Annotated in this window: 28 protein-coding genes; 12 read left to right on the forward strand and 16 right to left on the reverse strand. The window is 76.1% G+C overall.

The window, feature by feature from the left end; all coding sequences use genetic code 11:
* Nucleotides 1-97: 97 nt before the first annotated feature.
* The 6 genes from AC3WUG_RS16345 to AC3WUG_RS16370 all read right to left on the reverse strand — a co-directional run bounded on the left by AC3WUG_RS16345 (nt 98) and on the right by AC3WUG_RS16370 (nt 6403).
* Nucleotides 98-898, reverse strand: coding sequence for an ABC transporter ATP-binding protein (locus AC3WUG_RS16345; protein ID WP_492328635.1), 801 nt, complete (start codon nt 896-898; stop codon nt 98-100).
* The gene (locus AC3WUG_RS16350; protein WP_492328636.1) at nt 895-1725 is read right to left on the reverse strand and encodes an ATP-binding cassette domain-containing protein; all 831 of its coding nucleotides are present in this window, start codon (nt 1723-1725) and stop codon (nt 895-897) included. Before AC3WUG_RS16350 ends, AC3WUG_RS16345 begins: the two co-directional genes overlap by 4 nt.
* On the reverse strand, nt 1722-2639 hold the full coding sequence (locus tag AC3WUG_RS16355) for an ABC transporter permease (protein WP_492328637.1): 918 nt from the start codon (nt 2637-2639) through the stop codon (nt 1722-1724). The genes AC3WUG_RS16350 and AC3WUG_RS16355 overlap by 4 nt, the downstream gene beginning before the upstream one ends.
* On the reverse strand, nt 2636-3592 hold the full coding sequence (locus tag AC3WUG_RS16360) for an ABC transporter permease (RefSeq protein ID WP_492328638.1): 957 nt from the start codon (nt 3590-3592) through the stop codon (nt 2636-2638). Before AC3WUG_RS16360 ends, AC3WUG_RS16355 begins: the two co-directional genes overlap by 4 nt.
* Nucleotides 3593-3596: 4 nt before the next feature.
* Nucleotides 3597-5126: an ABC transporter substrate-binding protein gene (locus tag AC3WUG_RS16365; protein WP_492328639.1), complete on the reverse strand. Its 1530-nt coding sequence runs from the start codon at nt 5124-5126 to the stop codon at nt 3597-3599.
* 425 nt (nt 5127-5551) lie between these two features.
* A complete protein-coding gene (locus AC3WUG_RS16370; protein ID WP_492328640.1) occupies nt 5552-6403 on the reverse strand; it encodes a DUF2599 domain-containing protein in 852 nt (283 codons plus the stop codon).
* A gap of 175 nt (nt 6404-6578) precedes the next feature.
* Here AC3WUG_RS16370 and purL point away from each other — a divergent pair, with 175 nt between their 5' ends.
* Nucleotides 6579-8993 carry a phosphoribosylformylglycinamidine synthase subunit PurL gene (gene purL, locus AC3WUG_RS16375; RefSeq protein ID WP_492328641.1) on the forward strand — a complete coding sequence of 805 codons (2415 nt, stop codon included), beginning with the start codon at nt 6579-6581 and terminating at the stop codon, nt 8991-8993.
* Between the two features lie 63 nt (nt 8994-9056).
* Here purL and AC3WUG_RS16380 read toward each other — a convergent pair whose 3' ends face one another.
* Entirely contained in the window at nt 9057-9194 is a 138-nt protein-coding gene (locus AC3WUG_RS16380; RefSeq protein ID WP_492328642.1) for a hypothetical protein, read from the reverse strand.
* Nucleotides 9195-9224: 30 nt separating this feature from the next.
* Here AC3WUG_RS16380 and rsgA point away from each other — a divergent pair, with 30 nt between their 5' ends.
* Nucleotides 9225-10274 carry a ribosome small subunit-dependent GTPase A gene (gene rsgA, locus AC3WUG_RS16385; RefSeq protein WP_492328643.1) on the forward strand — a complete coding sequence of 350 codons (1050 nt, stop codon included), beginning with the start codon at nt 9225-9227 and terminating at the stop codon, nt 10272-10274.
* A gap of 105 nt (nt 10275-10379) precedes the next feature.
* On the opposite strand, the gene AC3WUG_RS16390 is transcribed toward rsgA, so the two are convergent.
* A complete protein-coding gene (locus tag AC3WUG_RS16390; RefSeq protein WP_492328644.1) occupies nt 10380-10538 on the reverse strand; it encodes a hypothetical protein in 159 nt (52 codons plus the stop codon).
* Between the two features lie 84 nt (nt 10539-10622).
* On the opposite strand from AC3WUG_RS16390, the gene AC3WUG_RS16395 reads away from it, so the two are divergent.
* The gene (locus AC3WUG_RS16395) at nt 10623-10997 is read left to right on the forward strand and encodes a sterol carrier family protein (RefSeq protein ID WP_492328645.1); all 375 of its coding nucleotides are present in this window, start codon (nt 10623-10625) and stop codon (nt 10995-10997) included.
* Nucleotides 10998-11083: 86 nt separating this feature from the next.
* Here the strand turns inward: AC3WUG_RS16395 and AC3WUG_RS16400 are convergent, their stop codons facing one another.
* A complete protein-coding gene (locus AC3WUG_RS16400; RefSeq protein ID WP_492328646.1) occupies nt 11084-11743 on the reverse strand; it encodes an IMPACT family protein in 660 nt (219 codons plus the stop codon).
* 45 nt (nt 11744-11788) lie between these two features.
* Here AC3WUG_RS16400 and AC3WUG_RS16405 point away from each other — a divergent pair, with 45 nt between their 5' ends.
* The 3 genes from AC3WUG_RS16405 (at nt 11789) to purM (ending at nt 15005) form a co-directional block, all read left to right on the forward strand.
* Nucleotides 11789-12265, forward strand: a complete 477-nt coding sequence (locus AC3WUG_RS16405; RefSeq protein WP_492328647.1) for a histidine kinase — start codon at nt 11789-11791, stop codon at nt 12263-12265.
* A 77-nt stretch (nt 12266-12342) separates the two neighbouring features.
* Nucleotides 12343-13893 (forward strand): amidophosphoribosyltransferase, encoded by a 1551-nt coding sequence (purF, locus tag AC3WUG_RS16410; RefSeq protein WP_324846734.1) that lies wholly within the window; start codon nt 12343-12345, stop codon nt 13891-13893.
* Nucleotides 13890-15005, forward strand: a complete 1116-nt coding sequence (purM, locus tag AC3WUG_RS16415) for a phosphoribosylformylglycinamidine cyclo-ligase (protein ID WP_492328648.1) — start codon at nt 13890-13892, stop codon at nt 15003-15005. The genes purF and purM overlap by 4 nt, the downstream gene beginning before the upstream one ends.
* A gap of 294 nt (nt 15006-15299) precedes the next feature.
* Here purM and AC3WUG_RS16420 read toward each other — a convergent pair whose 3' ends face one another.
* Nucleotides 15300-15491, reverse strand: coding sequence for a DUF3073 domain-containing protein (locus tag AC3WUG_RS16420; protein WP_147794565.1), 192 nt, complete (start codon nt 15489-15491; stop codon nt 15300-15302).
* Between the two features lie 746 nt (nt 15492-16237).
* On the opposite strand from AC3WUG_RS16420, the gene AC3WUG_RS16425 reads away from it, so the two are divergent.
* On the forward strand, nt 16238-16447 hold the full coding sequence (locus AC3WUG_RS16425; protein WP_147794564.1) for a BldC family transcriptional regulator: 210 nt from the start codon (nt 16238-16240) through the stop codon (nt 16445-16447).
* Nucleotides 16448-16582: 135 nt separating this feature from the next.
* A complete protein-coding gene (locus AC3WUG_RS16430; RefSeq protein ID WP_492328649.1) occupies nt 16583-17194 on the forward strand; it encodes a methylated-DNA--[protein]-cysteine S-methyltransferase in 612 nt (203 codons plus the stop codon).
* A 99-nt stretch (nt 17195-17293) separates the two neighbouring features.
* On the opposite strand, the gene AC3WUG_RS16435 is transcribed toward AC3WUG_RS16430, so the two are convergent.
* From AC3WUG_RS16435 to AC3WUG_RS16445, 3 genes are all read right to left on the reverse strand, one after another.
* A complete protein-coding gene (locus tag AC3WUG_RS16435; protein WP_492328650.1) occupies nt 17294-17572 on the reverse strand; it encodes a DUF3618 domain-containing protein in 279 nt (92 codons plus the stop codon).
* Nucleotides 17569-17997 carry a phage holin family protein gene (locus AC3WUG_RS16440; RefSeq protein WP_492328651.1) on the reverse strand — a complete coding sequence of 143 codons (429 nt, stop codon included), beginning with the start codon at nt 17995-17997 and terminating at the stop codon, nt 17569-17571. Before AC3WUG_RS16440 ends, AC3WUG_RS16435 begins: the two co-directional genes overlap by 4 nt.
* Nucleotides 17998-18102: 105 nt before the next feature.
* Nucleotides 18103-18531, reverse strand: a complete 429-nt coding sequence (locus AC3WUG_RS16445) for a phage holin family protein (RefSeq protein WP_492328652.1) — start codon at nt 18529-18531, stop codon at nt 18103-18105.
* A 150-nt stretch (nt 18532-18681) separates the two neighbouring features.
* Here AC3WUG_RS16445 and AC3WUG_RS16450 point away from each other — a divergent pair, with 150 nt between their 5' ends.
* The 4 genes from AC3WUG_RS16450 (at nt 18682) to AC3WUG_RS16465 (ending at nt 22592) form a co-directional block, all read left to right on the forward strand.
* Nucleotides 18682-19335 (forward strand): LuxR C-terminal-related transcriptional regulator, encoded by a 654-nt coding sequence (locus tag AC3WUG_RS16450; RefSeq protein WP_492328653.1) that lies wholly within the window; start codon nt 18682-18684, stop codon nt 19333-19335.
* A complete protein-coding gene (locus tag AC3WUG_RS16455) occupies nt 19332-19862 on the forward strand; it encodes a fluoride efflux transporter FluC (RefSeq protein ID WP_492328654.1) in 531 nt (176 codons plus the stop codon). Before AC3WUG_RS16450 ends, AC3WUG_RS16455 begins: the two co-directional genes overlap by 4 nt.
* Nucleotides 19859-20236 (forward strand): fluoride efflux transporter CrcB, encoded by a 378-nt coding sequence (gene crcB / locus AC3WUG_RS16460; protein ID WP_492328655.1) that lies wholly within the window; start codon nt 19859-19861, stop codon nt 20234-20236. Before AC3WUG_RS16455 ends, crcB begins: the two co-directional genes overlap by 4 nt.
* Before the next feature lie 106 nt (nt 20237-20342).
* Nucleotides 20343-22592 carry a SpoIIE family protein phosphatase gene (locus tag AC3WUG_RS16465; RefSeq protein WP_492328656.1) on the forward strand — a complete coding sequence of 750 codons (2250 nt, stop codon included), beginning with the start codon at nt 20343-20345 and terminating at the stop codon, nt 22590-22592.
* A 28-nt stretch (nt 22593-22620) separates the two neighbouring features.
* Here the strand turns inward: AC3WUG_RS16465 and AC3WUG_RS16470 are convergent, their stop codons facing one another.
* From AC3WUG_RS16470 to AC3WUG_RS16480, 3 genes are all read right to left on the reverse strand, one after another.
* Nucleotides 22621-23241: an FMN reductase gene (locus AC3WUG_RS16470; protein WP_492328657.1), complete on the reverse strand. Its 621-nt coding sequence runs from the start codon at nt 23239-23241 to the stop codon at nt 22621-22623.
* A 128-nt stretch (nt 23242-23369) separates the two neighbouring features.
* Nucleotides 23370-24569 (reverse strand): LLM class flavin-dependent oxidoreductase, encoded by a 1200-nt coding sequence (locus AC3WUG_RS16475; RefSeq protein ID WP_492328658.1) that lies wholly within the window; start codon nt 24567-24569, stop codon nt 23370-23372.
* Between the two features lie 121 nt (nt 24570-24690).
* Entirely contained in the window at nt 24691-26052 is a 1362-nt protein-coding gene (locus tag AC3WUG_RS16480) for an APC family permease (protein ID WP_492328659.1), read from the reverse strand.
* Nucleotides 26053-26634 lie beyond the last annotated feature (582 nt).

The raw sequence follows: 26634 nt of genomic DNA on the forward strand, positions 1-26634 counted from the left end.
CCCCCCCCCCCCCCCCCCCCCCCCCCCCCCCCCCCCCCCCCCCCCCCCCCCCCCCCCCCCCCCCCCCCCCCCTCCACTCGAGGGGTCGTGCCGGGCCTCAGACCGCCGGCAGCTGCGGGACCGCCGCCAGGAGCCGGCGGGTGTACGCCTCCTGCGGCGACGCCAGCAGCGACGCCGTCGGACCCTCCTCGACGACCCGCCCGTGGTGCAGCACCACGGTCCGCTCGCACAGCCGCCCGACGATCGCGATGTCGTGCGACACGAGCACCAAAGTCAGCCCCTGCTCCGCGGCGAGCCGCTGCAGCAGGTCGACGACCTGGCCGCGCACGGAGACGTCGAGCGCGGAGACCGGCTCGTCGGCGACCAGCACCGACGGCCGGGGCGCCAGGGCCCGCGCGATCGCGATGCGCTGCCGCTGCCCGCCGGAGAACTGCGCCGGGTACCGGGACGCGACGTCGGGGTCGAGGCCGACCGCGGCCAGCACCTCAGCGACCCGCTCCCGGTGGTCGCCCGGGACCGTGAGCGAGCGGAGCGGCTCCGCGACGACGGCGCCGACCCGCATCCGGGGGTCGAGCGAGGACCGCGGGTCCTGGAACACCGGCTGGACGTCGGCGCGCAGCCGGCGGAGCAGGTGGCGGTCGCGGCGCGCCAGCGGCTCGCCGCGGTACCGGACCTCGCCGGCGGTGGGGGAGTCGAGCGCGAGCAGCTGGCGCAGCAGGGTCGACTTCCCGGAGCCGGACTCGCCGACGATGCCGACGCTGCGGCCGGCCTCGACGCGCACCGAGACGCCGTCGAGCGCGCGGGTGGCGCCGAACGTGCGGACCACGTCGACGGCCTCGAGCACGGGCGCGGTGGCGGCGGCCGGAGCGCCGGCGGGGGTCGGGACAGTCGCGGTCATCGGGCCGCCTCCTCGGTCGTCGCCGGCCCCGCGGCCGACCCTCCCGGTAGCCCCGTCACCGCCCGCGCCGCCCCGACGAGCTCCCGGGTGTACGCGGCCTCGCCGCCGGCCAGCGCCGCGCCGACCGACGTGTGCTCGACCACCCGACCGTCGCGCATGACGACCAGGTCCCGCGCGACGCGGGCGACGACGGGCAGGTCGTGCGTGACGAAGACGAGCGCGACGCCCGTCCGGTCCACGAGGTCGTCGAGCAGGTCGAGCACCTCGGCCTGCACGGTCACGTCGAGCGCGGTCGTCGGCTCGTCGGCCAGCAGCACGCGCGGCTCGCAGGCGAGCGCCATCGCCAGGGCGACCCGCTGCCGCTGCCCGCCGGACAGCTGCCAGGGGTAGGACCCGAGGATGCGCTCGGTGTCGTCGAGGTGCACGAGCCGGGCCAGCCGGGCCGCCTCCTCGCGCGCCGCCGCGCCCCGCAGCCCGCGGTGCAGCCGCAGCGGGCCGGTGATCTGCCGGCCGACGGTCATCAGGGGGTCGAGGGCGGTCAGCGGCTCCTGGAACACCATCGCGACCTGCCCGCCGCGGACCTTCGCCAGCCGCCGCGGCGGCAGCGTGAGCAGGTCCTCGCCGTCGAGCAGGACGCGGCCGGTCGCGCGCATCCCCTCGGGCAGCAGGCCGAGCACGGCCAGGGCGGTCATCGACTTGCCGGAGCCGGACTCGCCGACGACGCCGAGCCGGCCGCCGGCGTCCAGCGACCAGGAGACGCCGTCGAGGATCCGGCGCCCGGTCGAGGTGGTGACGGTCAGGTCCTCAACGGACAGCAGCGCGGTCATCGGTCACCTCGCAGGTTGGGGTCGGTGCGCTCGCGGACGCCGTCGCCGAGCAGGTTCAGCCCGAGGACGGCGACCACGATCGCGACGCCGGGCAGGATCGCGCCCCACGGCTGGACGAGCATGGTCGACTGCGCCTCCTGGAGCAGCCGGCCCCAGGACGCGTTCGGCGGCGGGGCGCCCAGGCCGAGGTAGGACAGCGACGCCTCGGCGAGCACGGCTCCCCCGCCGAGCAGCATCAGCTGCACCAGCAGGGTCGGCCAGACGTTCGGCACGACGTGCCGCAGCACGGTGCCCCACCAGCCGGTGCCCGCGGCGTGCGCGGCGGTGACGTAGTCCTCGCGCAGCACCCGGGCGACGTTGACCCGGGTGACCCGGGCGATGACGGCCGACCCGGAGATGCCGATGGCCCAGATCGCCGACGACAGCGAGGCACCGCGCACCGTGACGATGAGCATGGCCAGCAGCAGCGTCGGGAACGCGATCAGCAGGTCGACCGCCGAGAGCAGCGTGACGTCGACCCAGCGCCGGGTGGCGCCGGCGAGCACGCCGACCGCGACGCCGAGCACCCCGGCGACCAGCATCGAGGCGACCGCGACGACCAGGGCGTTGCCCGCGCCGGTCATCAGCTGGGACAGCAGGTCGCGACCGAGGCGGTCGGTGCCGCCCCAGTGCGCGGCGCTCGGGCCGGCGAGGCGCTCGCCGGTGCCGGTGTCGTCGAGCGCGTAGGGCGTCCAGAACAGCGAGACCAGGCCCACGAGGGCGACGAACCCGACGAGCGCGGCGCCGACGACGAGCGAGGGCGGCAGGCGCCGGGCGCCGCGCGCACCGCGGGCCGCCCCCGGGGTCTCCGGCGACGCCGCGGGCGGCTCGACGCCCCGCGCGACCGGGGTCGTGGTGGTCAGCTCGCCGGTCACGCCGTCACCTCCGCCGTCCGCAGCCGCGGGTCGATGGCGCGCTGCCCGAGGTCGACCAGCGCGTTCATGATCAGCACGATCGCGGTGAGCCCCAGCACGAGCGCCTGGACCACCGGCAGGTCGCGGGAGGTCACCGAGTCGAGCAGCAGCGTGCCCAGCCCGGGCAGGGCGAACACGTTCTCGATCACCACGGCGCCGAGCAGCGAGGTCGCCAGCTCGATGCCGAGGATCGACACGACGGGCACGGCCGCGTTGCGCAGCCCGTGCCGCGCCAGCGCGTGCCACCGGCCGTAGCCGAGGGACCGCGCGGTGCGCAGGTAGTCCTGGTCGAGCACGTCGAGGGTCGCGGACCGCACGTACCGGACCATGACCGCCGACATGGCGATCGCGACGGTCACCACCGGCAGCACCAGCGACCGCACCGCCGCGGCGGGGTCGTCCCAGCCGGTGCGCGGGAACCCGCCGGCCGGCAGCCAGCGGGCCTGCAGGGCGAGGACGAGCACGAGGAGCACGCCCACCCAGAACACCGGCACCGCGACGCCGAGCTGGGACACCGCCGACACCGCGACCCCGACCGGCCCGCGCCGGTGCACCGCGGCGATCACACCGAGGGGCACCGACACGAGCACGGCCAGGACGAACGCGGACAGGCTGAGCGGCACCGTGATGGGCAGCTTCTGGGTGATCAGGTCGGCCACGGGGAGCCGGGACACGAAGGACGTGCCCAGGTCGCCGCGGACGATCTGGCCGAGCCACTGCACGTACTGCGTCACCACCGGCTGGTCCGTCCCGAGCTCCGAGCGGAGCTGGTCGAGCTGGTCCGTGGTGGTGCCCACGCCCAGGGTGACGCCCGCGGCGTCGCCCGGCAGCAGCCGGAGCACGACGAACACGACCACGCTGGCCAGGACGAGGGAGATCAGCAGGGCGCCGATCCGCAGCAGTGCAGCGCGCACGGTGTCAGGACTCCCGGACGATGTCGGCGACGTAGAACGACTCGGTCACCTGGTCGACGGGGAAGCCGGTGACGTCGGAGCGGGCGACGCGGATCTGCGGGTCCAGGTACAGCCAGGCGGACGCCGCCTCCTCGCCGATGGTCTCGTTGACCTGCTGGAGCAGGTCGACCTGCTCGGCCTCCGTGCTCGCCTGGTCGGCCTGGGCGACCCACTCCTGCACCTGCGGGTTGTCGTAGCCCCAGTAGAAGTCGGGGTTCGCGTACCAGAGCACGTCGCGCGGGTTCACGTGACCCATGAGGGTCGTCTGGAAGTCGTGGTCCGTGTAGACCTTCTGGTACCAGGTGGCGTCGTCGATCGGGTTCGGCGTCAGGGTGACGCCCACGGCCGCGAGGTTCTTGGTCAGCAGCGCGAGGATCGCCTCGGTGGTGTCGTCCGGGATGTAGTCCACGGAGATCTCCAGGTCGGTCACGCCGGCCTCGTCGAGGAGCGCCTGCGCGGCCTCCGGGTCGTAGCCGTGCACGTCGGCCTGGTCGACGAACCACGGGTCCGTCGGCGGGACCATCGAGCCGATGACCTGGCCGTAGCCGTCCCAGACCGCCGACAGGATCGCGTCGCGGTCGATCGCCTTGTAGAGCGCCTGGCGGACGCGGACGTCGCTGAACGGCGCCTCGCGGTCGTTGAACGCCCAGAGCTGCTTGGTGGTCGAGGTGCCCTCGGTGATCGTGAAGTCCGGGTTGTCCTCGAACTGCACGAGCTGGTCCGGGGAGTCCTCGGCGATGACGAGGTCCAGGTCGCCGGTGAGCAGCGCGTTGTTCAGCGCGGTGGTGTCCTGGAAGAACCGGAACGTGACGCCGGCGTTCTGCGCGGGCTCGCCCCAGTAGCCGTCGTACTTCTCGATGGTGAGGTGGTCGCCCTGCACCCACTCGACGAACCGGTAGGGGCCGGTGCCGTTGTCGCTGGTGAGCTCCTTGTCGCCGTCCTTCACGATCGTGACGGAGGCGAGGTAGAAGGTCAGGCCCTGCGACGGGCGGGACAGGTCGAGCTCGACGGTGGCGTCGTCGACCGCGGTGGCCTGCTGGATGACGAGCAGGTCGCTCTTGCGGGCGGACTTCGACTCCGGGCCGATCGCCTCGGAGATGCTCCACACCACGTCGTCCGCGGTCAGCGGGGTGCCGTCGTGGAAGGTCACGTCCGGCTGCAGGTGGAACGTGTACGTCAGGCCGTCGGAGGACACGTCCCAGGACTCCGCCAGCGTCGGGATGACCGTGCCGTCGACGTCCACCGAGGTGAGGCCCTCGAAGACGTTGCGGGTCATGGTCTGCGAGACGCCGGACGAGCCGCCGACGTTGCGGACGAGCCCCGTGGGCTCGTTGGTGGAGCCGATGACGATCTCGGCCGAGGCGTCGGGCGTGCCCGAGGCGGCGGACGAGTCGTCGCCGGAGCCCGAGCCGGAGCCGCAGGCGGCCAGCGCCAGGGCGGCGGCGACGGCCAGGGCGGCGCCGAGCGGGGCGCAGCGGGAGCGACGGGTGCTCACGGGGGTGTCCTTCCGGGAGGGCCGCGCGGCGGTGTGCCGCGCGTGGGGGATGGGCGTGCGTCCGGGCTCGGGCGGGTTGCCCGCGACCGGGTGCGTGCGTCGGCGCCACGACTCCCCGGGGGACCGGAACCAGACCGGTGGGTCGGGAATTCCCGGGACGGGGCGGTGCGGCGTGCACGAGGGGAGGAGCGGTGCTCCGGGGGCGGGGCGGCACCGGGAGGTGCGGCGGCCCGCCGGGCGCGTCAGCGACGCGCGGGCGTCAGAGACGCGGGGTGCTCAGCGACGACAACAGCACGCGGCCGTCGACGCGGGTCGACAGGCGCGGATGCGTGCGGGGAGGGTCGTCTGGCGCATGATGGGGATGACTGTAGCAACAACCGACCAGGGACCGGGACGGGCGGTCCGGCATGCGGGCGCAGCGGTCCTCAGGACGGGTTGCAGAGCGCGGCGATCGTCTCCAGCAGGCCGACGTCGGGCCGCCACGGCTCCAGGTTCCAGGTGGCCTTGTCGGGGGCGCCGATCAGGTGGCAGGTGAGCTGGTCCCGCACGTTCTGCGCGTCCGCCTCGGGCTCGGCGGCGACCAGCGCGGACCACACGGCCTCCTCGGCGGCCAGGCTGCCACGGCGCGCCCACGCGGCGGGCTCCACGGCGAGCGAGCGGCCGCCCTCGTCGGCCAGGTCCCGCCAGGCGGCGCCGAGCAGCGCGGTCGCGGCGAACGTCGCGGTGACGGTCCCGCCCGCGGCGCCCGACCCGGCGGCGCCCTCCGCGAGCCAGGTCACGGTGCCGTCCTCGGCGGTGCGGACCCGGACGGTGCGGCCGGCGGGGTCGTCGAGCAGCGGCGCGGTGAGGCCGGCCAGCACCGCCCCGTCGGTGCCGCGGACCAGGGCGGACAGGTCGTCGAGGACGTCGATCGTGCCGCCCGCCGGTGGCGCGAGCGTCGCGACGGTCACGCGCGTGGCCGCGGGGTCGTCGACGGCCGGTACGGCCACCGCGAGCAGCACCGCGTCGTCGTCGGCGGGGGCCGCCGTCGGGGCGCCGGCCGGCGCCAGCACGGACAGCGTCACGTCGCCGGAGGCCACGGGGGCGCCGTCGGCGCGGACGGCGGCGGCCGGCGGGTCCGCGGGGGCCGCGGCGGGGCCGGTCGTGGGGTCCGCCGCGGGCGTGGCGGTCGCGGGCCCGGGGCCCGGGTCGCGGTCGGCGCCGGCCGTGCAGGCGCCGAGCAGCAGCGGCGCGAGCAGGGCGGCGGCCGCCAGGCGCCGGGGGGCTCGTCGCGTCACGGGGCCATTGTGCCGGGCGCGGCCGGCGCGGCCGGGCGCGGCGGCCGCGGCGGACGCCGGTGCGGGCGGCCCCCGGCGCGCGGGTAACCTGGGTCACGTCTGCCGATGCCCGCCCGCCGCCGCCGGCCCGGTCTCCCGACCGCCGCGCCAGCGGGCCCCCAGCCCGAGGGATTCGATGACCAGCACGACGCCCGCCTCGCAGCGCCCCGCCGAGCCGACCTCGGGCCACGTGTCCGACACCGTCGACGCCGCCGCGGCCACCCCCGACCAGGAGCAGCCGTTCGCGGAGCTCGGCCTCAAGCCGGACGAGTACCAGCGGATCCGCGACATCCTCGGCCGCCGCCCCACGGCCGCCGAGCTCGCCATGTACTCCGTCATGTGGTCGGAGCACTGCTCGTACAAGTCGAGCAAGACCCACCTGCGCAAGTTCGGCGAGCGCGTCACGCCGGAGATGACCGAGCACCTGCTGGTCGGCATCGGCGAGAACGCCGGCGTCGTCGACATCGGCGACGGCTGGGCGGTCACGTTCAAGGTCGAGTCGCACAACCACCCGTCGTACGTCGAGCCGTACCAGGGCGCCGCGACCGGCGTCGGCGGCATCGTCCGCGACATCATCTCGATGGGCGCGCGGCCGGTCGCCGTGATGGACCAGCTGCGGTTCGGCGCGGTCGACCACCCGGACACCGCCCGCGTCGTGCACGGCGTCGTGTCGGGCGTCGGCGGCTACGGCAACTCGCTCGGCCTGCCGAACATCGGCGGCGAGCTCGTGTTCGACGCCTCCTACCAGGGCAACCCGCTGGTCAACGCGCTGTGCCTCGGCGTGCTGCGGCACGAGGACATCCACCTGGCCAACGCCTCGGGCGTCGGCAACAAGGTCGTGCTGTTCGGCGCGCGCACCGGCGGCGACGGCATCGGGGGCGCCTCGATCCTGGCCTCGGAGACGTTCGACGACACCAAGCCGTCGAAGCGCCCGTCGGTCCAGGTGGGCGACCCGTTCATGGAGAAGGTGCTCATCGAGTGCTGCCTGGAGCTCTACGCGGCCCGCGTGGTCGAGGGCATCCAGGACCTCGGCGCGGCCGGCATCTCCTGCGCCACCTCCGAGCTCGCGTCCAACGGCGACGGCGGCATGCACGTCGACCTCGAGAACGTGCTGCTGCGCGACCCCACCCTGACCGCCGGCGAGATCCTCATGTCGGAGTCGCAGGAGCGGATGATGGCGGTCGTCACGCCGGAGAAGCTCGACGAGTTCCTCGCCATCACCGGCAAGTGGGACGTCGAGACCGCCGTCATCGGCGAGGTCACCGGCACCGGCCGCCTGACGATCGACCACCACGGGCAGCGGATCGTCGACGTCGACCCGAAGACCGTCGCGCACGAGGGTCCGGTCTACGACCGCCCGTACTCCCGCCCGGAGTGGCAGGACGGCCTGGTCGCCGACTCGGTGAGCACCCCCGAGGGCGCGCAGCGGTACGCCCGGCCGGCCACCCCCGAGGAGCTGCGGGCCACCGTGCTCGACCTGCTCGCGTCGCCCAACCTCGCGTCGAAGTCCTGGGTCACCGACCAGTACGACCGGTTCGTGCAGGGCAACACCGCGCTCGCGCAGCCCGACGACGCCGGCGTGGTCCGCGTCGACGAGTCGACCGGCCTGGGCGTGGCGCTGGCCACGGACGCGAACGGCCGCTACGCGAAGCTCGACCCGTACGCCGGCGCGCAGCTCGCGCTCGCCGAGGCGTACCGGAACGTCGCCGCCTCGGGCGCGAAGCCGCTGGCCGTCACCGACTGCCTCAACTTCGGCAGCCCCGAGGACCCGGCGTCGATGTGGCAGCTCGTGCAGGCGATCGAGGGCCTCGCCGACGCCTGCGCGGTGCTCGGCGTCCCGGTCACCGGCGGCAACGTCTCGCTGTACAACGGCACCGGCGAGCCCGGCAAGATCGACTCCGCGATCCACCCGACGCCGGTCGTCGGCGTGCTCGGCGTGATCGACGACGTCGCGGAGGCCACCCCGTCCGGCTGGACCACCGCCGGGCAGTCGGTCTACCTGCTCGGCACGACCCGCGGGGAGCTCGACGGTTCCGCGTGGGCCGACGTCGCGCACGACCAGCTGGGCGGCACCCCGCCGCGGGTCGACCTGGAGGCCGAGCGGAGGCTCGCGACCGTGCTGGTCCGCGCGTCCCGGGACGACCTGGTCGACGCCGCGCACGACCTCTCCGAGGGCGGGCTCGCGCAGGCGCTCGTCGAGTCCTCGCTGCGGTACGGCGTGGGCGTCCAGGTCGACCTCGCCGCGCTGTGCGCGCGCGACGGCGTGACCCCGTTCGAGGCGCTGTTCTCGGAGTCGACGGCCCGGGCGGTCGTCGCGGTGCCGCGGTCCGAGGCCGTGCGGTTCGAGGACCTGTGCACGGCGCAGGGCGTGCCGGCGCTGGCGATCGGCGTCACGGCCGAGACGTGCAGCCCCGGCGCGGGCGCCCCCACGCAGGAGGCGCCGGAGCAGCACGTGCACGCCCCGGCCGTCGAGGTCACGGGCCTGTTCACGCTCCCGCTGGCCGAGGCCCGCGCGGCGCACGAGGCGACGCTCCCGCGCCACTTCGGCTGACCGCGACGCAGGACGGGCCGGTCCGACCGCGGTGCGCGGTCGGACCGGCCCGTCCGTCGTGCCTCAGCTCGCGGCGGGGACCGGCACGACGACGAGCTTGGAGCCCGCGCCGTTGACCTTGGCGGTCCCGCCGTAGACGGCGGTCAGCCGGTGCGCGCCGGACGCCAGGTCCGCGCGACGGCGGGGGAAAACCTGTCGCACGGGCGGCACCGGTTCCCTAGCGTCGGTCGCATGGAACCAGCCCGGCCCGCCCTCGACGGGCGTGTGGTGCGCGTCGACCGCGGCGCGGTGCTCGTGCTGCCCGACGGCGTCGACGGGCCGGTGCGGGTGCCGCTGCCCGGGGACGCGCTCGTGCCGCTGCTCGACGACGACGGCGTCGCCGGCGAGCCCGTGCCGCCCGCCGTCGGCGACGACGCGGTGCTCGGCACCGGCCCGGACGGTGCGCCCGCCCTCGTCGCGCTCGGGCCCCGCCGCACCGAGGTCGTCCGCGACGGCGCCGACCGCACGTCCCGCGCGCAGGTGCTCGCGGCGAACGTCGACGTCGTGCTCGTCGTCGAGCACCTGGACCCCGACCCCAGCCCGGGCCGCGTCGAGCGGCTGCTCACCCTGGCCTGGCGGTCGGGGGCGACGCCGGTCGTGGTGCTGACCAAGGCCGACCTGGTACCGGACCCCGACGGGATGGCCGACGAGGTGCGGGCGCTCGCGATCGGCGCCGACGTGCACGCGGTCAGCGTCGCGGCCGGGACGGGGCTGGAGCCGGTGCGCGCCCTGCTGGGGCCCGGGCGGACGCTCGTGGTCGTGGGGCCGTCGGGCGCAGGGAAGTCGACGCTGGTGAACGCACTGGCCGGCACGGACGTGATGGCGACCGGCGACCGCCGGGCCGACGGGCGCGGGCGGCACACCACCGTGCACCGGGAGCTCGTGCCGCTCGCCGGGGGCGCCTGTCTCATCGACACGCCGGGGCTGCGCGGCGTCGGGCTGGTCGCGGACGCCGCAGCGCTGGACGCGACGTTCGCGGACGTGGTCGACCTCGCGGCCGGCTGCCGGTTCGCCGACTGCGCGCACCGCACCGAGCCGGGCTGCGCCGTGCTCGCCGCCGTCGAGGACGGCACGCTGCCCGCGCGGCGGCTCGACTCCTGGCGGCGGCTGGCGCGCGAGGCGGCGTACCAGGAGCGGCGTGCGGACGCGGCGCTCGCCGCGGCGGAGCGCAACCGCGTGCGCCGGGCGACGGTGGCGTACCACCGCCTCCAGAAGGGCCCGCCCGACGCGCTGAGCCGGTGAGGTCACCCGGTGAGGTCGTCACAACCCGGTGAGGTCGTCAGGAACGAGTGACGACCTCACCACGATGGGACGACCTCGCCGGCGCCACCAGCGCGCCCGGCGGCGTCAGCCCGCCCGCACCGCCAGCACGATGATTGCGCCCACCGCCGCCAGCCCGGCCGCCGCGGCCCCGAGCGCACCCCACAGGGCGGCGCGCGAGGCGCCCGGACGGGGCTCGGTCGAGGGCACGTCGGGCGCCGTGGGCTCGGCGGGGGCGCGGCTCATGGGCGCCGATCCTGCCGCAGGCCCGGCGCCCGGGGCCGCGGCCGCGACGGGTGCGCGTCGTCGCGACCGGGGATGATGGGCGGCATGCCTCCCCGTCGCCGCACCGACCCCGCGGTCGGCCGGGCCGCCGTCGCCGCCTGGCGCGCGGACCCGACCGACCTGGCCGCCCGCCGCACCGCCGTCCGGTTCACGCTGGAGGAGCTCGCCGACGTCGCGCCGGGGCACACCGTCGAGGTCCGGGTCCCGCCGGACGGCGCCGTCCAGGCCGTCGAGGGCCCGCGGCACACCCGCGGCACCCCGCCGAACGTCGTGGAGACGGACCCGCAGACCTGGCTCGCCCTGGCGACGGGTGCGGAGTCGTGGCACGAGGCGCTGGCCGCGGGCCGGGTGCACGCCTCGGGCGAGCGCGCCGACCTGGCGGACTGGCTCCCGCTCCAGGCGACCCGCACCCGCCCGTAGCCCCGCCGAGGTCGAGGGTTTCCCCACGAGGTCGAGCGGTTGCGGCGGCGCTGAGCCCGCAAGGCCTCGACCTCGCCGAGGGAGGGCTAGCGGGAGAGGACGACCGTGGGGCCGCGTGCGGCGCGGAGGGTGCCTGCCGTGGCCGCGGCGAGGGCCGCGTCGAAGGCGTCCAGGGCGGGCGGCGGGATCAGGAGGGTGAAGCGCGCCTCGGCGCCGTAGGCGACGTCGTCCAGGGAGCCGTCGTGCGCGTCCGCCCAGTCGCGCAGCACGCCGTGCAGCCGGCCGGCGTCGGCGTGCGGCGCGTCGACCGTGACCCGCACCGCGGCGCTGCGGCGGACGAGCCGGGCGCGGTCCAGGGCCTCGGAGGTGGCCGTCGAGTACGCCCGCACCAGGCCGCCCGCGCCGAGCAGCACGCCGCCGAAGTACCGGGACACGACGGCGACCAGGTCGGTGAGCTCCCGGCGGCGCAGCACCTCGAGCATCGGGACGCCCGCGGTGCCGGACGGCTCGCCGTCGTCGGTCGACCGCTGCTGCTCGGCGAGCGGCCCGACCGACAGCGCGACGCAGTGGTGCCGGGCGTCCCAGTACCGCTTGCGCACCGCCGCGACGACGGCGTCCGCCTCCGCCACCGAGGAGACCGGGTGGACCAGGGCGAGGAACCGGGACTTCTTGATCACCAGCTCGTGCTCGACGGCCGCGGCGATGGTGGACGGGTACCGCGGCGCGGGGTCGGCGGCGGTGGGCATCGCCACGAGCCTAGGCCGTCGCCCGGGAGCACCTAGGATCTGCGGGTGGCCGACACGACCGAACCCGGGCGACCCGACGACGAGCGGGGCTCCGACGCGCCCGCCCCGACCGGGCCCGCCGCCGAGCCGGCGACCGCTCCGGGGGCCACCGCGGCCGACCGGCCGGCACCGGGCGCCGAGTCGGCCCCCGACCCCGCGGCGCCCACGGAGCCCGCGGTCGCGCCGGTGCCCGACGAGGCCACGCTGGCCCGGGTCGCCGAGCCCGCGCGCGTCCGCCGCGCGCCCAAGATCGGCGCGTTCATCACGGCCGGCGTCCTCCTCGGGGCGCTCCTCGGGTTCGTGCTCGCGCAGGTGGCCGCGTCGGGGAGCGGGCTCGCCGAGTCCGACCCGCAGGCGTTCATCGGCTTCCTGGGCGGCCAGGGCGGCGCGCGGGCGGTGTCCGCGTTCCTCGGCGCGGTGGTCGGCGCGTTCGCGGGTGCGCTCGCGGCGCTCGTCGCGGACCGGCGCAGCCGCCGGCGCTGACCGCCGCCCCCGCCGGCCCGGGACCGACGTCCCGGACGCGGGACGGGTCCGCGCGTGGCATGTGTCACCATGGAGTCGTGGCCCCCCGCGGAGACGGCAAGCTGAACCACGACCTCCTGCCGAACGAGAAGGGACCCCAGGACGCGTGCGGCGTGTTCGGGGTCTGGGCTCCCGGCGAGGAGGTCGCCAAGCTCACCTACTTCGGGCTCTACGCCCTGCAGCACCGCGGGCAGGAGTCCGCGGGCATCGCGACGTCGAACGGCGAGCAGCTGCTCGTCTACAAGGACATGGGCCTCGTCTCCCAGGTCTTCGACGAGACGGCGCTGAACGCCCTGCACGGCCACATCGCCGTCGGGCACGCCCGGTACTCGACGACCGGCGGCAGCACGTGGGAGAACGCGCAGCCGACGCTCGGCGCGACGGCCGGCGGCACGGTCGCCCTGGCGCACAACGGCAACCTGACGAACACGGCCGAGCTGGTCGACCTGGTCGCGGAGCGGTACGGCGCCCAGCGGCGCGGCGAGCTCGCGCGCGGCAACACCACCGACACCGCGCTGGTGACGGCGCTGTTCGCGGGCGACCAGGACCACACGCTCGAGGCCACCGCGATGGAGGTGCTTCCGCGGCTCCGCGGCGCGTTCAGCCTCGTCTGGATGGACGAGCACACCCTGTACGCCGCCCGCGACCCGCAGGGCGTGCGCCCGCTGGTGCTGGGCCGGCTGGAGCGCGGCTGGGTCGTCGCGTCCGAGACGCCGGCGCTCGACATCGTGGGCGCGTCGTTCGTCCGCGAGATCGAGCCGGGCGAGCTCGTCGCGATCGACGCCGACGGCCTGCGGACCCAGCGGTTCACCGAGCCGCAGCAGCGCGCGGGCTGCGTGTTCGAGTACGTGTACCTGGCCCGCCCGGACACGACGATCGCCGGCCGCTCCGTGCACGCCGCGCGCGTCGAGATGGGCCGCCGCCTGGCGAAGGAGCACCCGGTCGAGGCCGACCTGGTCATCCCGGTGCCCGAGTCGGGCACGCCCGCCGCGGTCGGCTACGCGCAGGCGTCCGGCATCCCGTTCGGGCAGGGCCTCACCAAGAACGCCTACGTCGGGCGCACGTTCATCCAGCCGTCGCAGACGCTGCGCCAGCTCGGCATCCGGCTCAAGCTCAACCCGCTGCGCGAGGTCATCCGCGGCAAGCGGCTGGTCGTCGTCGACGACTCGATCGTGCGTGGCAACACCCAGCGCGCGCTGATCCGGATGCTCCGCGAGGCCGGCGCGGCCGAGGTGCACGTGCGGATCAGCAGCCCGCCGGTGAAGTGGCCGTGCTTCTACGGCATCGACTTCGCGTCCCGGGCCGAGCTGATCGCCAACGGCCTCGCCGTCGAGGAGATCGGGTCCTCGCTGGGCGCCGACTCCCTCGGCTACATCTCCATGGACGGCATGATCGCCGCCACCGAGCAGCCCGCGGCGCAGCTCTGCACCGCGTGCTTCACCGGGAAGTACCCCATCGAGCTGCCGTCCCAGGACCGGCTCGGCAAGCACCTGCTGGAGCAGAACGAGCTGCCGCTCGGCGCCCCGGAGGACGGACTCGCCACCCTCGTGCCCGGCACGGGTGGCTCGAACGCGCTGGAGCACCCGTGACCGAGGGCATCACCTACGCCGCCGCCGGCGTCGACACCGAGGCGGGCGACAAGGCCGTCGAGCTGATGAAGGACGCCGTGCGCGCGACGCACGGCCCGCAGGTGCTGGGCGGGGTCGGCGGGTTCGCCGGGCTGTTCGACGCCTCGGCGCTGGTCGGGTACCGGCGGCCGCTGCTCGCGACCTCGACCGACGGCGTCGGCACCAAGGTCGCGATCGCGCAGGCCCTGGACGTGCACGACACCATCGGGTTCGACCTGGTCGGGATGGTCGTCGACGACATCGTCGTGGTGGGCGCGAGGCCGCTGTTCATGACCGACTACATCGCGTGCGGCCGGGTCGTCCCGGAGCGCATCGCCGACGTGGTCCGGGGGATCGCGGCGGCCTGCTCCGTCGCCGGCACCGCGCTGGTCGGCGGCGAGACCGCCGAGCACCCCGGGCTGCTGGGCCCCGACGAGTACGACGTGGCCGGCGCCGCGACCGGCGTGGTCGAGGCGGACGCCCTCCTCGGCCCGGAGCGGGTCCGGGCCGGCGACGTGCTGGTGGCCCTCGGGTCGAGCGGCCTGCACTCGAACGGCTACTCGCTGGTGCGCCGCGTCGTCGCGCACGCCGGCTGGTCGCTCGACCGGCACGTGCCGGAGCTCGGGCGCACGCTGGGCGAGGAGCTGCTGGAGCCGACCCGCGTCTACGCGTCCGACTGCCTCGCGCTGGTCGAGCGTGCGGGCGGCGCGGTGCACGCGTTCAGCCACGTCACCGGCGGCGGGCTCGCCGCCAACGTCGCGCGCGTGCTGCCCGCCGGCCTGGTCGCGGACGTGCCGCGCGGGTCCTGGACGCTGCCGCCGGTGTTCTCGCTCGTGCAGGCCGCGGGTGCGGTGCCCTGGACCGACCTGGAGCGGACGCTCAACCTGGGCGTCGGCATGGTCGCCATCGTCGACGCCGCGGGTGCGGACGCGGTCGAGCGGCACGCGGCGGAGCTCGGGCTGACCGCCTGGCGGCTCGGCGAGGTGCGGGACCTGACCGCGGCGGACGCCGAGGGCGGCCCGGACCTGGTGGCGGGCACCAAGGGCGTGCAGGGCGGCGCGGTGCGGCTCAGCGGGGAGTACCGCACGGCCTGAGCGCCGGGCGGCGGCACGGCGCCGGTCCGGAGCGTCGTGCGCGCGCCGTACCGGGGTGACCCCGCGGGGTGCGCGGGTCCTCGTGCGGCGTGCGCCATCGGCGCGGAACGCCGCTCAGCGCCCACCGGCGTGGGGCCCAGCGGTGCCGACCGGCGCGTGCCCGGGCAGCGCACGAGCCGGGTCCGCCGTGCGACCGTCGATGACGGTGCGCGGGGACCCGGCTCGTCGTGCTGGTGGCCGCTGCTGGTCAGCGGCGGGGCCGGTGCCGCACGGGGTGGCTGCCGACCCGGGTATTCAGCGCTCGTCCGCCCATCGAGGGGGGTAGTCGTCACCCTCGTCGTCGGAGTCCTGTCGGCTGTCGGTGACGAGGTCGTTCCGGTGGCCGGTGAGCTCCTGCTCCAGCGCCCGGTAGTTGGTGTCGGGGCTGAAGTACTTCAGCTCCCGAGCCACCTTCGTCTGCTTAGCCTTCTGACGGCCGCGCCCCATGGCATCGACCCCCTCTAACGTGGAAGCGGGGCGGCTCCGTGCTCACACGTGCGGCCCCGGGATGCTGAATAGTCTGTTCGTGTCGCAACGGTACATGGTCCCGCGGCATTCCGACCACTCGCCCCGGCGCGGGCGCGTGCCGCCGTGGCCGCGCCGGCGGACCCGCCCGGGCTCGCGCGCGCGGTGCGGCGCGCGCCGCGACGGGGTCCGACGTGCTCCGACGAGGTGGCGACCGGTGGTCGGGTGCGTGGGACCGAGGTCCGGCCGCGGACCCCGGGCCGGATGTGATCTTCGCCACTGGCGAACGCGCGCAGGGCTCGGGACGATGGGGAGCGCGGTGGTGCCGCGAGTGCGGCGCCCGGCGCGCCGACTGGGACGAACGACCCGGTCGGCGGGCTCCGGGCGACGCAGTCACGACGCCATCCACCCGGACGGGTGAGCCGGACGGGCGCGGACGCCGCCCGATCGGAGCACGGTGTCGTCGCGCAGTCATGTCGGCTTCGACCTAGAGTGTCCCCATAGTTACCGCTTGTCCCGGAATGGGACGTTGGTACTAGTTGTCGGAAGTTCGCACGTGACACCGTCGTCACGGTGGGGGCGCAAGGGGGGTCGAGCGCGAATGACGTCACCGATGCCGAGTCGGCCCGGCTCCGTCCGGGCAGCGGTACCGATGTCCATGTTCCTGTCTGTCATGACGACGGGTCATCCGACCGGTCGTCGCCACGAGGGCACCCCGGAGGTCTGACGTGTCTGCCCCCCACACCGAGAACGAGATCCTGCTGACGCCGTCGGAGGTCGCGACCCTGTTCCGGGTCGACCCGAAGACGGTCACCCGCTGGGCGAAGTCCGGCAAGCTGTCGTCGATCCGCACCCTGGGCGGTCACCGGCGCTACCGCGAGACCGAGGTGCGCGAGCTGCTCGGCGGCGTACCGGGTCAGCGCGGCGACGACGTCTGACGCCGTCGCGCCGGACCCGTCGCCCCGCGGTGCCGGGCGTCGCGGCCTGACGGCCGCCGCCCGGACCGGGCGCGCCGTGCCGTCATGTCCGATCACCGCCGGTCCCCGGCGCGCCGACGGGCGCAGGATGGTGCCATGACCGAGACCGCCACCGCCGTCCCGCCGCGCGCGACCGCCGCCGCGGTGCCGTCCCGCCCCGCCGGCACCCCGCTCGACCCCGCCGCGCCGCTGCTCGCCGCCGTGCTCCCGTCGCCGGCCGGCGACCTCGCCGTGCTGCTCACCGAGGACGGCGTCGTGCGCGCCGCCGGCTTCGGCCCCGTGGCCGCGATGGCCGCGCGCCTGCCCCTCGACCTCGCGGCGCGCGGGCACGAGCTGCTCGACCCCGCCGGGCTCGCCGCGTGGGGCCCCGGTCCCGCGCTCGTCGCCGACGCCGCGGCGCGCTACCTCGACGGCGAGGGGGGTGCGCTGGACGTGGTGCCGGTCGCGCAGCCCGGGGGGCCGTTCCAGCAGCGTGCGTGGTTGGCGATGCGCGCGATCGCGCCGGGGTCCACCGCCACCTACGCGGAGCTCGCGGCGGCGGCGGGCAGCCCCACCGCGGTGCGCGCGGCCGGCTCGGCGTGCGCGCGCAACCTGGTCGCGCCGTTCGTGCCGTGCCACCGGGTGCTCCGCAGCGGCGGGACGCTCGGCGGCTACTACTACGGGCTCGACACGAAGCGGGTGCTGCTGGCGCACGAGGCGCGCGCCTGACGCCTGCCCGGCACGGGGGACGGCCCCGGCCGGCCGAGCCGCCCGCGCGAAGCCGCGCGCCCCGCCCGCGCGAGGCCGTGCGCCCCGCGCGGGCAGGTGTCAGCGACGGACGGCGAGCACGACCACGAGCGCCAGGGCGCCCACGGCGCCGGCGAGGATGCCGCGCGCCCGGTTCCGGTTGGCCGGGTCGGCGGCCGGGTCGGTGCCGACCGCGTCGCGCCAGAGCTTCTCCGCCGCGGACCGGGCGTCCGCGACCTGCCGCTTCGGGCTCAGCCGCTCGGCGAGCGCGTCGGCGGTGCCGGCGAGCTCGGCCCGGGTGAGCAGGACCTCCGCCTCGAGGGCGGTGATCGTCGGCTTGGGGGTGGGGGAGTCGCTCATCGGCTCAGGCCCTCCTTGACGGACTTCTGCACGGTCGCGGCGTCCTGCTTCAGCCCCGCGACGGCCTTCTCGGGCGTCGGCGGAGTGCCCTTCTGCAGGCTCTTCACCCCGACGAGCGCGAGCACGCCGGTGATGATCGCGAGCACCACGAGGACGATCAGCGCGGCGAGCCAGGGCGCCAGGCCCTCGCTGATCGCCAGGATCACCGTGGTGATCAGCACCGCGAACGTGAAGAACCCGAAGAACGCGGCGCCGGCCAGCAGCCCGATCCCGATCCCCGCGGCCTTGGCCTTCTGCGCGAGCTCGGCCTTGGCCAGGTCGATCTCCGCGCGCACCAGCCGGGCGGCCTGCTCGCTGAGCCGGCTGATGAGCTGGCCGATCGACTGCTGGTCCGGGCCGGACCCGCTGCCCGATGTCGTCGTCATCCGGTGCTCCTTCGTGGACGGGAGGCGTTCCGCCCCAGTCTGGACCGTCCGCGTGATCTGCGCAGGTGGGACGGGCCGGGCGTGCCCCGTGCTGGGTGGTGGGGGTCAGTCGGCCCAGGGGTGGACGAGGTCGGCGTCGCGCGCCGGGCCGGGCGGCGGGGGCGTCGGCCGCACGCTCTCGGGCAGCCGGCTCCGGGCCCACGCGGCGAGGCCCGCTGCGGCCCCGATCAGCACCACGCCGACGACGACGGCCGCGAGCCAGAGGTCGAGGACGTGCGCGAGGCCGACGACCGCCGCGGTGACGAGCAGCGCCAGGCCGAAGACGGTGAGCAGCAGCGCCGCGGCGAACGCGATCGCGCTCGGCCGGACCTCGACCGCGCGGGCCCGCACCGAGCGGGTCACCGCGTCGATCTCCGCCTGCACCGAGCGCCGCACCCGGTCCTCGACCTGCTCGATGCGCTCGCGGGTCTTCTCGGCCAGCGGTTCCGCCAGGCGGCCGAACAGGCCCCTCCGCGGCTCCTCGGCGTCGGTCACGGTGCCCTCCTCGTCACGACCGGGAGCAGCGCCGCGTCCTCGCGGCGGCTCCGGCTGCCACCTGGTTCGCCCGGTGGCACCACCCTAGTCACCGCGGGGCGCTCCGCCCGGGGGACCTGCGCGGCGCGCCGCCGGGCGTACCGTGCCCCCGTGGTCGGACGCGTCGTGCGGGTGGCTCTCGTCGTGGACGAGGCGCTGTCACGCGCCGCGCTGGCGCTGGGCCTCGAGCAGGACCCGCGGCTCGTCGTCGCGCACCGGCTCGCCGGCCGGGCGGAGGCGCTCGACCGGGTCGAGCCGCGCACCGTCGACGTGCTCGTCGTCGAGGACGCGCTCGCGGACGGGACCGGCGTCGAGGTCGGGCTGCGGCTCCAGGAGCGCGATCCCGACCTGGCGGTGCTGCTGCTGTCGGGCGGCGACGCGTCCGGCGTGGTGCTGGCGCTGCGGGACCGGGCGCCGCGGCCGTGGAGCCACGTGTCCCGCCGGGCGTGCCCCGATCCGGGTGCGCTCGCCCGCGCCGTCGTCGCGGCGGCCGACGGGCACGCGGTGCTGGGGTCGGGCGACCCCGACCGTGCGCCCGCCGGGGTCGCCGGGCTGACCCCGGCGCAGGACGGGGTGCTGGCGCTCGTGGCCGAGGGGCTGTCGAACCGGGCGGTGGCGCACGCGCTCGGGCTGTCGCCGCGATCGGTCGAGAACCACCTGGCCGCGGTCTACCGGGCGCTGGGCGCGGCGGGACCGGACGTCAGCCCGCGGGTGCTCGCGGCGCTGGCGTACCGCACCAGCCGCGCGCCGCGTGCGGCAGGATGAGCCGCGGCCCGCACCAGGAGCCGCGCCGAGCTCAGCCGGAGGCCCCCACGAGCACGTCCCGCGTCCCCCCGACCGCGCCCCGCCCCGCGCACCACCGCGCCGGGCTCGCGCTGCTCGTCGCGACGGGCGGCGCCCTCGGGTCGCTCGGCCGGTTCGGCCTGTCCCGGGCGCTGCCCCCGCAGGACGGCTGGCCGGTCGGGACCCTGGCGGCGAACCTCACGGGGGCGTTCCTCCTCGGCGTGCTGCTCGAGGTCCTCGGCCGTCGCGGGCCGGAGACGCCGGGCGTGCAGCGGGTGCGGCTCGCGCTCGGCACGGGCGTCCTCGGCGGCTACACCACGTTCAGCTCGCTGGCGCTGGAGACCGAGCGGCTGCTCGCCTCCGGGGCCGTCGGGACCGCGCTCGGCTACGCGGTGGTGTCGCTGGTCGCCGGCGTGCTCTGCGCGGCGGCCGGCGTGGCGGCGGTGGCGGCGGTCGCCGGCCGCGGGCGGGGCACGGGCGCGACCCCGCCGGTCGGGGGTGCGCGGTGACCGACGCCCTGCTCGTCGCGGTCCTGGGCGGTCTCGGCGCCGCGACCCGGTTCTGGGTGGACGGCGCCGTCCGGGCGCGGGGGCGCACGGTGCTGCCCGTCGCCACGATCGCGATCAACGTCACCGGGTCCCTGCTGATCGGCCTGGTCGCGGGCGCGCACCTGTACCTGGGCCTGCCGGCGACCTGGCAGCTGCTGCTGGCGACCGGGTTCTGCGGCGGGTACACGACCTTCTCCGCCGCGGCGGTCGAGACCGTCCGGCTGGCGCAGGCCGGCGAGCGCGCCCGGGCGCTCGCGAACCTCCTGGGCACGATGGTCCTCACGGTCGCGGCCGCGGCGGCGGGGCTGGCGCTCACCGCCGTGTGGGCCGGTTGACCCACTTGCCACAGCACATCCCGGTTTGCGAGGGTCGTCGGGGACCGCGCCGCCGCGCGCCCGCTCGGCCCACCCGGTCGGGTCCTCCGACCGGAAGGACACGGCGTTGAGCGAGACCTTCGTGGCGCCCGGCGACCCGATCGACCTCGACAACTGCGCGCGGGAGCCGATCCACATCCCGGGGTCGGTGCAGCCGCGCGGGGTCCTGCTCGTCGTCCAGGACGACGGCGCCGTCGTCCTGCAGACCTCGGAGAACGTCGCGACCGTGCTCGGCCGGCCCGTCGACACGGTGCTGGGCGCGCCGCTCGGCGACGTCCTGGGGGTGCCGGCCGCCCGGGTGGTGCTCGAGCAGCTCGCCGCGGTTCCGGACCACCGGACCCGCAACCCGGGGCTGGTCGAGATCGCGACCGCGGACGGGACCGTCCAGCTCGACGTCGTCGTGCACCGCCCGCCGCCGGCGACGCTGGCCGACCCCGGCCCGGTGTTCGTCGTCGAGCTCGAGCCGGCCGACGGCCCGCGGCCGCTGACCTACGGCACGACCTACGAGAGCGTCCGCGATGCGATCGCCGACCTGAACCGCGCCGGCGAGCTGACCGAGCTGTACGACATCGCCGCGCGGCACGTGCGCCGGCTGACCGGCTTCGACCGCGTGATGATCTACCGGTTCGACGCCGAGTACAACGGCGAGGTCGTCGCCGAGGCGAAGCGCCGCGACCTCGACCCGTTCCTGGGGCTGCACTACCCGGCCTCCGACATCCCCGCGCAGGCGAGGGCGATGTACGAGAAGAGCTGGATCCGGCTGATCTCCGACGTCGACTACACGCCGGTGCCGGTCGTGCCGACGGTCGACCCGCTGTCGGGCCGGCCGCTGGACCTGACGTACGCCACGCTGCGCTCCGTCTCGCCGATCCACTGCGAGTACCTGCGGAACATGGGCGTGCGGGCGTCGATGTCGATCTCGCTGCTCCGGGACGGGAAGCTCTGGGGCATGGTGGCGTGCCACCACTACTCCGGCCCGCACGCGCCGTCCTACGGCGTGCGCGCGGCGGCCGAGTTCCTCGGCGTCGCGCTGTCCGCCCGCCTGGTCGCGCAGGTCGAGGAGGACGCGCTGGTGGAGAGCCGCCGGGCGTCCGGCGTGCTGGCCCGGCTCGTCGGCGCGAGCCGCGACGAGGAGGTGCGGCTGGCCCAGGCGCTGACGCGGACCGACGACCTGCTCACGCTGGTCCCCGCCGCCGGCGTGGTGGTCAGCGTCGGCACGGACGTGCTCACCCGGGGCGACGTCCCGGACCCGGCGTCGTGCCGCAGGCTCGCGGCCTGGGCCTCCTCGGTGGACGAGGTGCTCGCCACCGACCGGCTGCCGGACGAGCCCGGCGCGCCCGACGTGCCCGGGATCGCCGGCGCGGTGGCCCTCGCCCTGCCCGACGGCGGGACCGTCGTCTGGCTCCGCGGCGAGGTGGTGCGGACCGTCGACTGGGGCGGGGACCCGAACCACAAGATGATCGCGGTGCCGGAGGGCGACGGCGTGCGGCTCGGCCCGCGGCAGTCGTTCGACCTGTGGCGCGAGCAGGTCCGCGGGCGCTCGCTGCCGTGGGACGACCAGCACGTGCAGAACGCGGCCGACCTGCGGACCTACCTCGTGGAGGCGCTGTTCCGCCGCGGGCGGGCCGAGGTCAACGCCGCGCGGGCGATCCAGCGGACGCTGCTGCCCACCTCGCTCCCGTTCGTCGCGGGCTGGTCGCTGGACGCGCGGTACGAGCCCGCCGGCACCGGCCAGGTCGGCGGCGACTGGTACGACGTGCTGCGGCTGGCCGACGGCCGGCTCGCGCTCACGATCGGCGACGTCACGGGCCACGGCCTCGCGACCGCCGCGGCGATGGGCCAGCTGCGCAACGCGACCCGCGCCTACCTGCTCGACGCCGCGCCGCCGGCCGTGGTGCTGTCCCGGGTCGCCGCGCTCGCGCGGTGGACGCTGCCGGGGCAGATGGCGACCATGGCCGTCGTCCTGCTCGACCCGGCCACGGGGGAGGTCGAGTACGCCGGGGCCGGGCACCTGCCGCCGCTCGTCGTCCGCGCGGACGGCACCGCGGCGTGGGAGCCGGTGCTCGGCTCGCCCCTCATCGGCCTGCTGATCGGGGAGCCCGCCGCCGGCCGGACGACGCTGGCGCCGGGCGACGGGCTGCTGCTCCTCACCGACGGGGTGATCGAGCGGCGCCGCGAGTCGCTGCGGGTCACGCTGGACCGGACGCTCGAGGCGGTCGGCCGCCCGGTGCCGGGGGACCTGGACGCGCTCGTCGCGCGGCTGCGGGACCCGGCGTCGGACGACGACGCGACCGTGGTGCTCGTCGCGCGCGACTGACGCCCGCGGCCGCCCGCCGGCGCGCGGGTCAGCCGCCGAGCAGGTCCGCGAAGGACGGGGCGCCGGCGAACGGGTCCTGCGGCCCGCGGGGCCCGCGGGCGGCGACGGTCGTGGCGAGCTCGGCGCCGGCGCGGCGGATGCGCGCGGGCAGCGGGCTCGGCTCGTCGGCGGTGGCGCCGGAGGCCCAGTCGTCGGTCGCGGCGAACACCGAGGTCGTCGCGACGTCGGCCCGCAGGTAGGTGAACAGCGGGCGGATGGAGTACTCGAGCGCGAGCGAGTGCCGGGAGGTGCCGCCGGTCGCGCCGAGCAGCACCGGCAGGCCGACGAGCGAGTCCTTGTCCAGGATGTCGACGAACGACTTGAACAGGCCCGAGTACGTCGTCGTGAACAGCGGGGTCACCGCGATGAGCGCGTCGGCGCCGGTCACGGCCTCGATCACCTCGGCCAGCGCGGGGCTGGGCACGCCGGTCAGCATCGCGTTCACGATGTCGTGCGCGTGGTCGCGCAGCTCGACGACGCGGACCTCCGGGCGCTGCCCGCGGTCGGCGAGCTCGGTCGCGGTCGCCTCGGCGAGGCGGTCGGCGAGCAGACGGGTCGAGGACGGCTGGCCGAGGCCGGCCGACAGCGCGACGATCGAGCGCTGGGTCATGGCGTGCTCCTTCGGGGTCCTGCTGGGTGGTGCGCGGGGTGGTGCTCGGTCGCCGGGTGGACGATCCGGCCGGACACGCCGACGGCGTGTCGGTCAGAACCGTCCACCCGACGGGGTTGTTCCTCCGGTCAGAGACCGAACGCGGCGCCCTGCCGGGCGGTGACGGCGTCGGCGGCCGCGGCGTCGTCCTCGGCCGTCTTCCCGGTCCAGTGGTCGGCGGCGGCGACGGTCTGCTCGTGCACCTGGCCGGCGGCGCGGGCCTTCGCGACGCGCTCGGCGTGCGTCGGCGGGCCGGACGGGACGTCGGCGGGGCGGTCGGACTCCATCTCCTTGCGGAGCACCGGGACGACCTCGCCGCCCAGGATGTCGAGCTGCTCGAGGACCGTCTTGAGCGGCAGGCCCGCGTGGTCGATGAGGAACAGCTGGCGCTGGTAGTGGCCGACCTCGTGCCGCATCGCGGCGTACCGGTCGATGACCTGCTGCGGCGACCCGACGGTCAGCGGCGTCTGCGCGGAGAAGTCCTCCAGCGAGGGGCCGTGGCCGTAGACCGGCGCGTTGTCGAAGTACGGCCGGAACTCGTCCACGGCGTCCTGCGAGTTCTTCCGCATGAACACCTGGCCGCCGAGGCCGACGATCGCCTGGTCCGCGCGGCCGTGGCCGTAGTGCTCGAACCGCTGCCGGTAGAACTGCACCATCTGCTTGGTGTGGCTCATCGGCCAGAAGATGTTGTTGTGGAAGAAGCCGTCGCCGTAGTAGGCGGCCTGCTCGGCGATCTCGGGGCTGCGGATCGAGCCGTGCCACACGAACGGCGGGACGCCGTCCAGCGGCCGCGGGGTCGAGGTGAAGCCCTGCAGCGGCGTGCGGAACTTGCCCTCCCAGTCGACGACCTCCTCCTCCCAGAGGCGGCGGAGCAGGGCGTAGTTCTCGATCGCCAGCGGGATGCCCTGGCGGATGTCCTGGCCGAACCACGGGTACACGGGGCCGGTGTTGCCGCGGCCCATCATGAGGTCCATCCGGCCGTCGGAGATGACCTGGAGCATCGCGTACTCCTCGGCCAGCCGGACCGGGTCGTTCGTGGTGATCAGGGTCGTGGCGGTCGACAGCACGATGTTCTTGGTGCGCCCGGCCAGGTAGCCGAGCATCGTGGTCGGGGACGACGCGACGAACGGCGGGTTGTGGTGCTCGCCGGTCGCGAAGACGTCGAGGCCGACCTCCTCCGCGTGCTCGGCGATCGCGAGGATCGACCGGACGCGCTCGGTGTCGTCGGGCGCGCGGCCCGTGTGGGGGTCAGGCGTGATGTCGCTGACCGTGAAGACTCCGAACTGCATCTCGCGCTCCTCAAGTCGATGCGTTTGCATGTACTTGCGCCCCAACGAGGGCGTGCGCCGATCTATTCCGCCCCGCCGGGACGAACGTCCCGGGCGGGGCGGACCGCGGCGTCCGCGCAGGTCAGCGCGCGGCGGCGTCGGAGTCCGCGTCGGCGTCGACCGGAGCCCTCCGGCTCGCGCGGCGCGTCACCAGGTGCAGCACCAGGCCGACCGCGAGCAGCACCCCGGCGAGCGCCCAGTGCCGCGCCTCCTGCTGGGTCAGCAGCACGACGCAGGTGACGACCGCCAGCACCGGCAGCGCCGTCCAGGCCCGGAAGTGCGGGTGGTCCACCCGGTCCCGGCGCAGGACCAGCACCGCCACGTTGGTGCTGAGGAAGACGAACAGCAGGAGCAGGACGACCGTGGACGCGAGGTCCACGAGCTCGCCGGTGGCGGCCAGCACCATCGCCACGACGGTGGTCACCACGATGGCGACCCACGGGGTGCGGCGTCCCGGCAGCACGCGCCCGAGCACCGGCGGCAGCAGCCCCTCCTGCGCCATCCCGTAGGTGAGGCGGCTGGCCATGATCATCGTCAGCAGCGCCCCGTTCGCGACCGCGACCAGCGCCACCGCGGAGAAGATCTCGAGCGGCACGCCGCCGGCGGCGCGGACCACCTCGAGCAGCGGCCCGCTCGAGGCGGCGAGGTCCTCCGGCGCGACGACGGCCGGCGCGACGAGCCCGACCAGCAGGTAGACCACGCCCGCGGCGAGCAGGGCCCCGAACAGCGCGCGCGGGTACACGCGGCGGACGTCCCGGACCTCCTCGGCCAGGTTCGCGGACGTCTCGAACCCGACGAACGAGTAGAACGCGATCAGCGCCCCGCCCAGGACGGCGGCGGCCCAGGAGGTCTCCGCGGGCAGCTCCAGCACCCGACCGGGGTCGCCGTCGCCGCGGCCGAGGACGACGGCGCCCAGGATCACGACGAGGACCAGGCCGGACAGCTCGATCGACGTCATGACCACGTTCGCGCGCAGCGACTCCTGGATGCCGCGCATGTTCAGCGCCGCCACGAGGGCCAGGAACACGACCGCGGTGAGCACCGGCGGCAGGTCGAGGAACACCGAGAGGTAGTCGCCGCCGAACGCCAGCGCCAGGCCCGCCGCCGAGGTGACGCCCGCCGCGAGCATGCAGAAGCCGACGAGGAACGACACCAGCGGGCTGCCGAACGCGCGCTGCGCGAACACCGCCGAGCCGCCCGCCTTCGGGTACTTGGTGACGAGCTCGGCGTACGAGGCCGCGGTGAGCAGGGCCATGCCCAGCGCGACCAGCAGCGGCAGCCAGATGGCGCCACCCGCCTCGGCGCCGAGCTCGCCGACCAGCGCGTACACGCCCGCGCCCAGCACGTCGCCGAGGATGAACAGGAACAGCAGCGGACCGGTCACGGCCCGGCGCAGGCCGGGGGAGCGGTCGGTGCTGGCGTCGGTGCTGGCGTCGGTGGTCACCGGGCCGAGTATCGGCGCGCCGGTGCGGTCGCGCGCGGCGAGCGGTCCCGGGGCGGACGACGGGCCGCCGCCCGACTCCGGGCCGCCGCCCGGCGCCGAGGGGGTAGCCGACGCGTCGAGCGAGTACCCGGGAGCTACCCCCTCGACGCGTCGGTTGCCCCCTGGGCGGGCCACCGCGCGGGGCGTCCGGTGTGAGCGGCGGCACACGGTGGGGCGGAGGGCTCACGGGGCGGCGTGCGTTGTCGATGGTGGACGTGCGGGCACGGCCCGCCGTCCGCCCGGGGGACCGGGCGACGCCGCGTGACGAGACCGCGGCAGCAGGCGCCCGTGCCCGCGGGCCGGCGCCGACCGCACCACCGCGCACCACCACCCCGCACCACCGCGCGCCGCGCCCGTCGCGGCAGTCCGCGGGAGCGACGTCGCCCCCGCGCCACCGGCCCGCCGCCGGCGCCGCCGGTCACCCGCAGCACCGCACGACCGGGCGCCGCGCGCCCGCACGCAGGGGGATCCGCATGTCCGCACCGACCCGCGCCCGCAGGGGCCTGTCTCTTCTCCACATCTGACGCTGCCGACGAAGGCCGT

It is taken from the genome of Cellulomonas sp. EB106-03-03-XG116, assembly GCF_058792015.1.

Coding starts and splice junctions, on each gene's coding strand:
- AC3WUG_RS16345 (WP_492328635.1), bottom strand. CDS start 898: ATGACCGCGACTGTCCCGACCCCCGCCGGCGCTCCGGCCGCCGCCACC.
- AC3WUG_RS16350 (WP_492328636.1), bottom strand. CDS start 1,725: ATGACCGCGCTGCTGTCCGTTGAGGACCTGACCGTCACCACCTCGACC.
- purL (WP_492328641.1), top strand. CDS start 6,579: ATGACCAGCACGACGCCCGCCTCGCAGCGCCCCGCCGAGCCGACCTCG.
- rsgA (WP_492328643.1), top strand. CDS start 9,225: ATGGAACCAGCCCGGCCCGCCCTCGACGGGCGTGTGGTGCGCGTCGAC.
- AC3WUG_RS16390 (WP_492328644.1), bottom strand. CDS start 10,538: ATGAGCCGCGCCCCCGCCGAGCCCACGGCGCCCGACGTGCCCTCGACC.
- AC3WUG_RS16395 (WP_492328645.1), top strand. CDS start 10,623: ATGCCTCCCCGTCGCCGCACCGACCCCGCGGTCGGCCGGGCCGCCGTC.
- AC3WUG_RS16400 (WP_492328646.1), bottom strand. CDS start 11,743: ATGCCCACCGCCGCCGACCCCGCGCCGCGGTACCCGTCCACCATCGCC.
- AC3WUG_RS16420 (WP_147794565.1), bottom strand. CDS start 15,491: ATGGGGCGCGGCCGTCAGAAGGCTAAGCAGACGAAGGTGGCTCGGGAG.
- AC3WUG_RS16430 (WP_492328649.1), top strand. CDS start 16,583: ATGACCGAGACCGCCACCGCCGTCCCGCCGCGCGCGACCGCCGCCGCG.
- AC3WUG_RS16435 (WP_492328650.1), bottom strand. CDS start 17,572: ATGAGCGACTCCCCCACCCCCAAGCCGACGATCACCGCCCTCGAGGCG.
- AC3WUG_RS16440 (WP_492328651.1), bottom strand. CDS start 17,997: ATGACGACGACATCGGGCAGCGGGTCCGGCCCGGACCAGCAGTCGATC.
- AC3WUG_RS16455 (WP_492328654.1), top strand. CDS start 19,332: ATGAGCCGCGGCCCGCACCAGGAGCCGCGCCGAGCTCAGCCGGAGGCC.
- AC3WUG_RS16470 (WP_492328657.1), bottom strand. CDS start 23,241: ATGACCCAGCGCTCGATCGTCGCGCTGTCGGCCGGCCTCGGCCAGCCG.
- AC3WUG_RS16475 (WP_492328658.1), bottom strand. CDS start 24,569: ATGCAGTTCGGAGTCTTCACGGTCAGCGACATCACGCCTGACCCCCAC.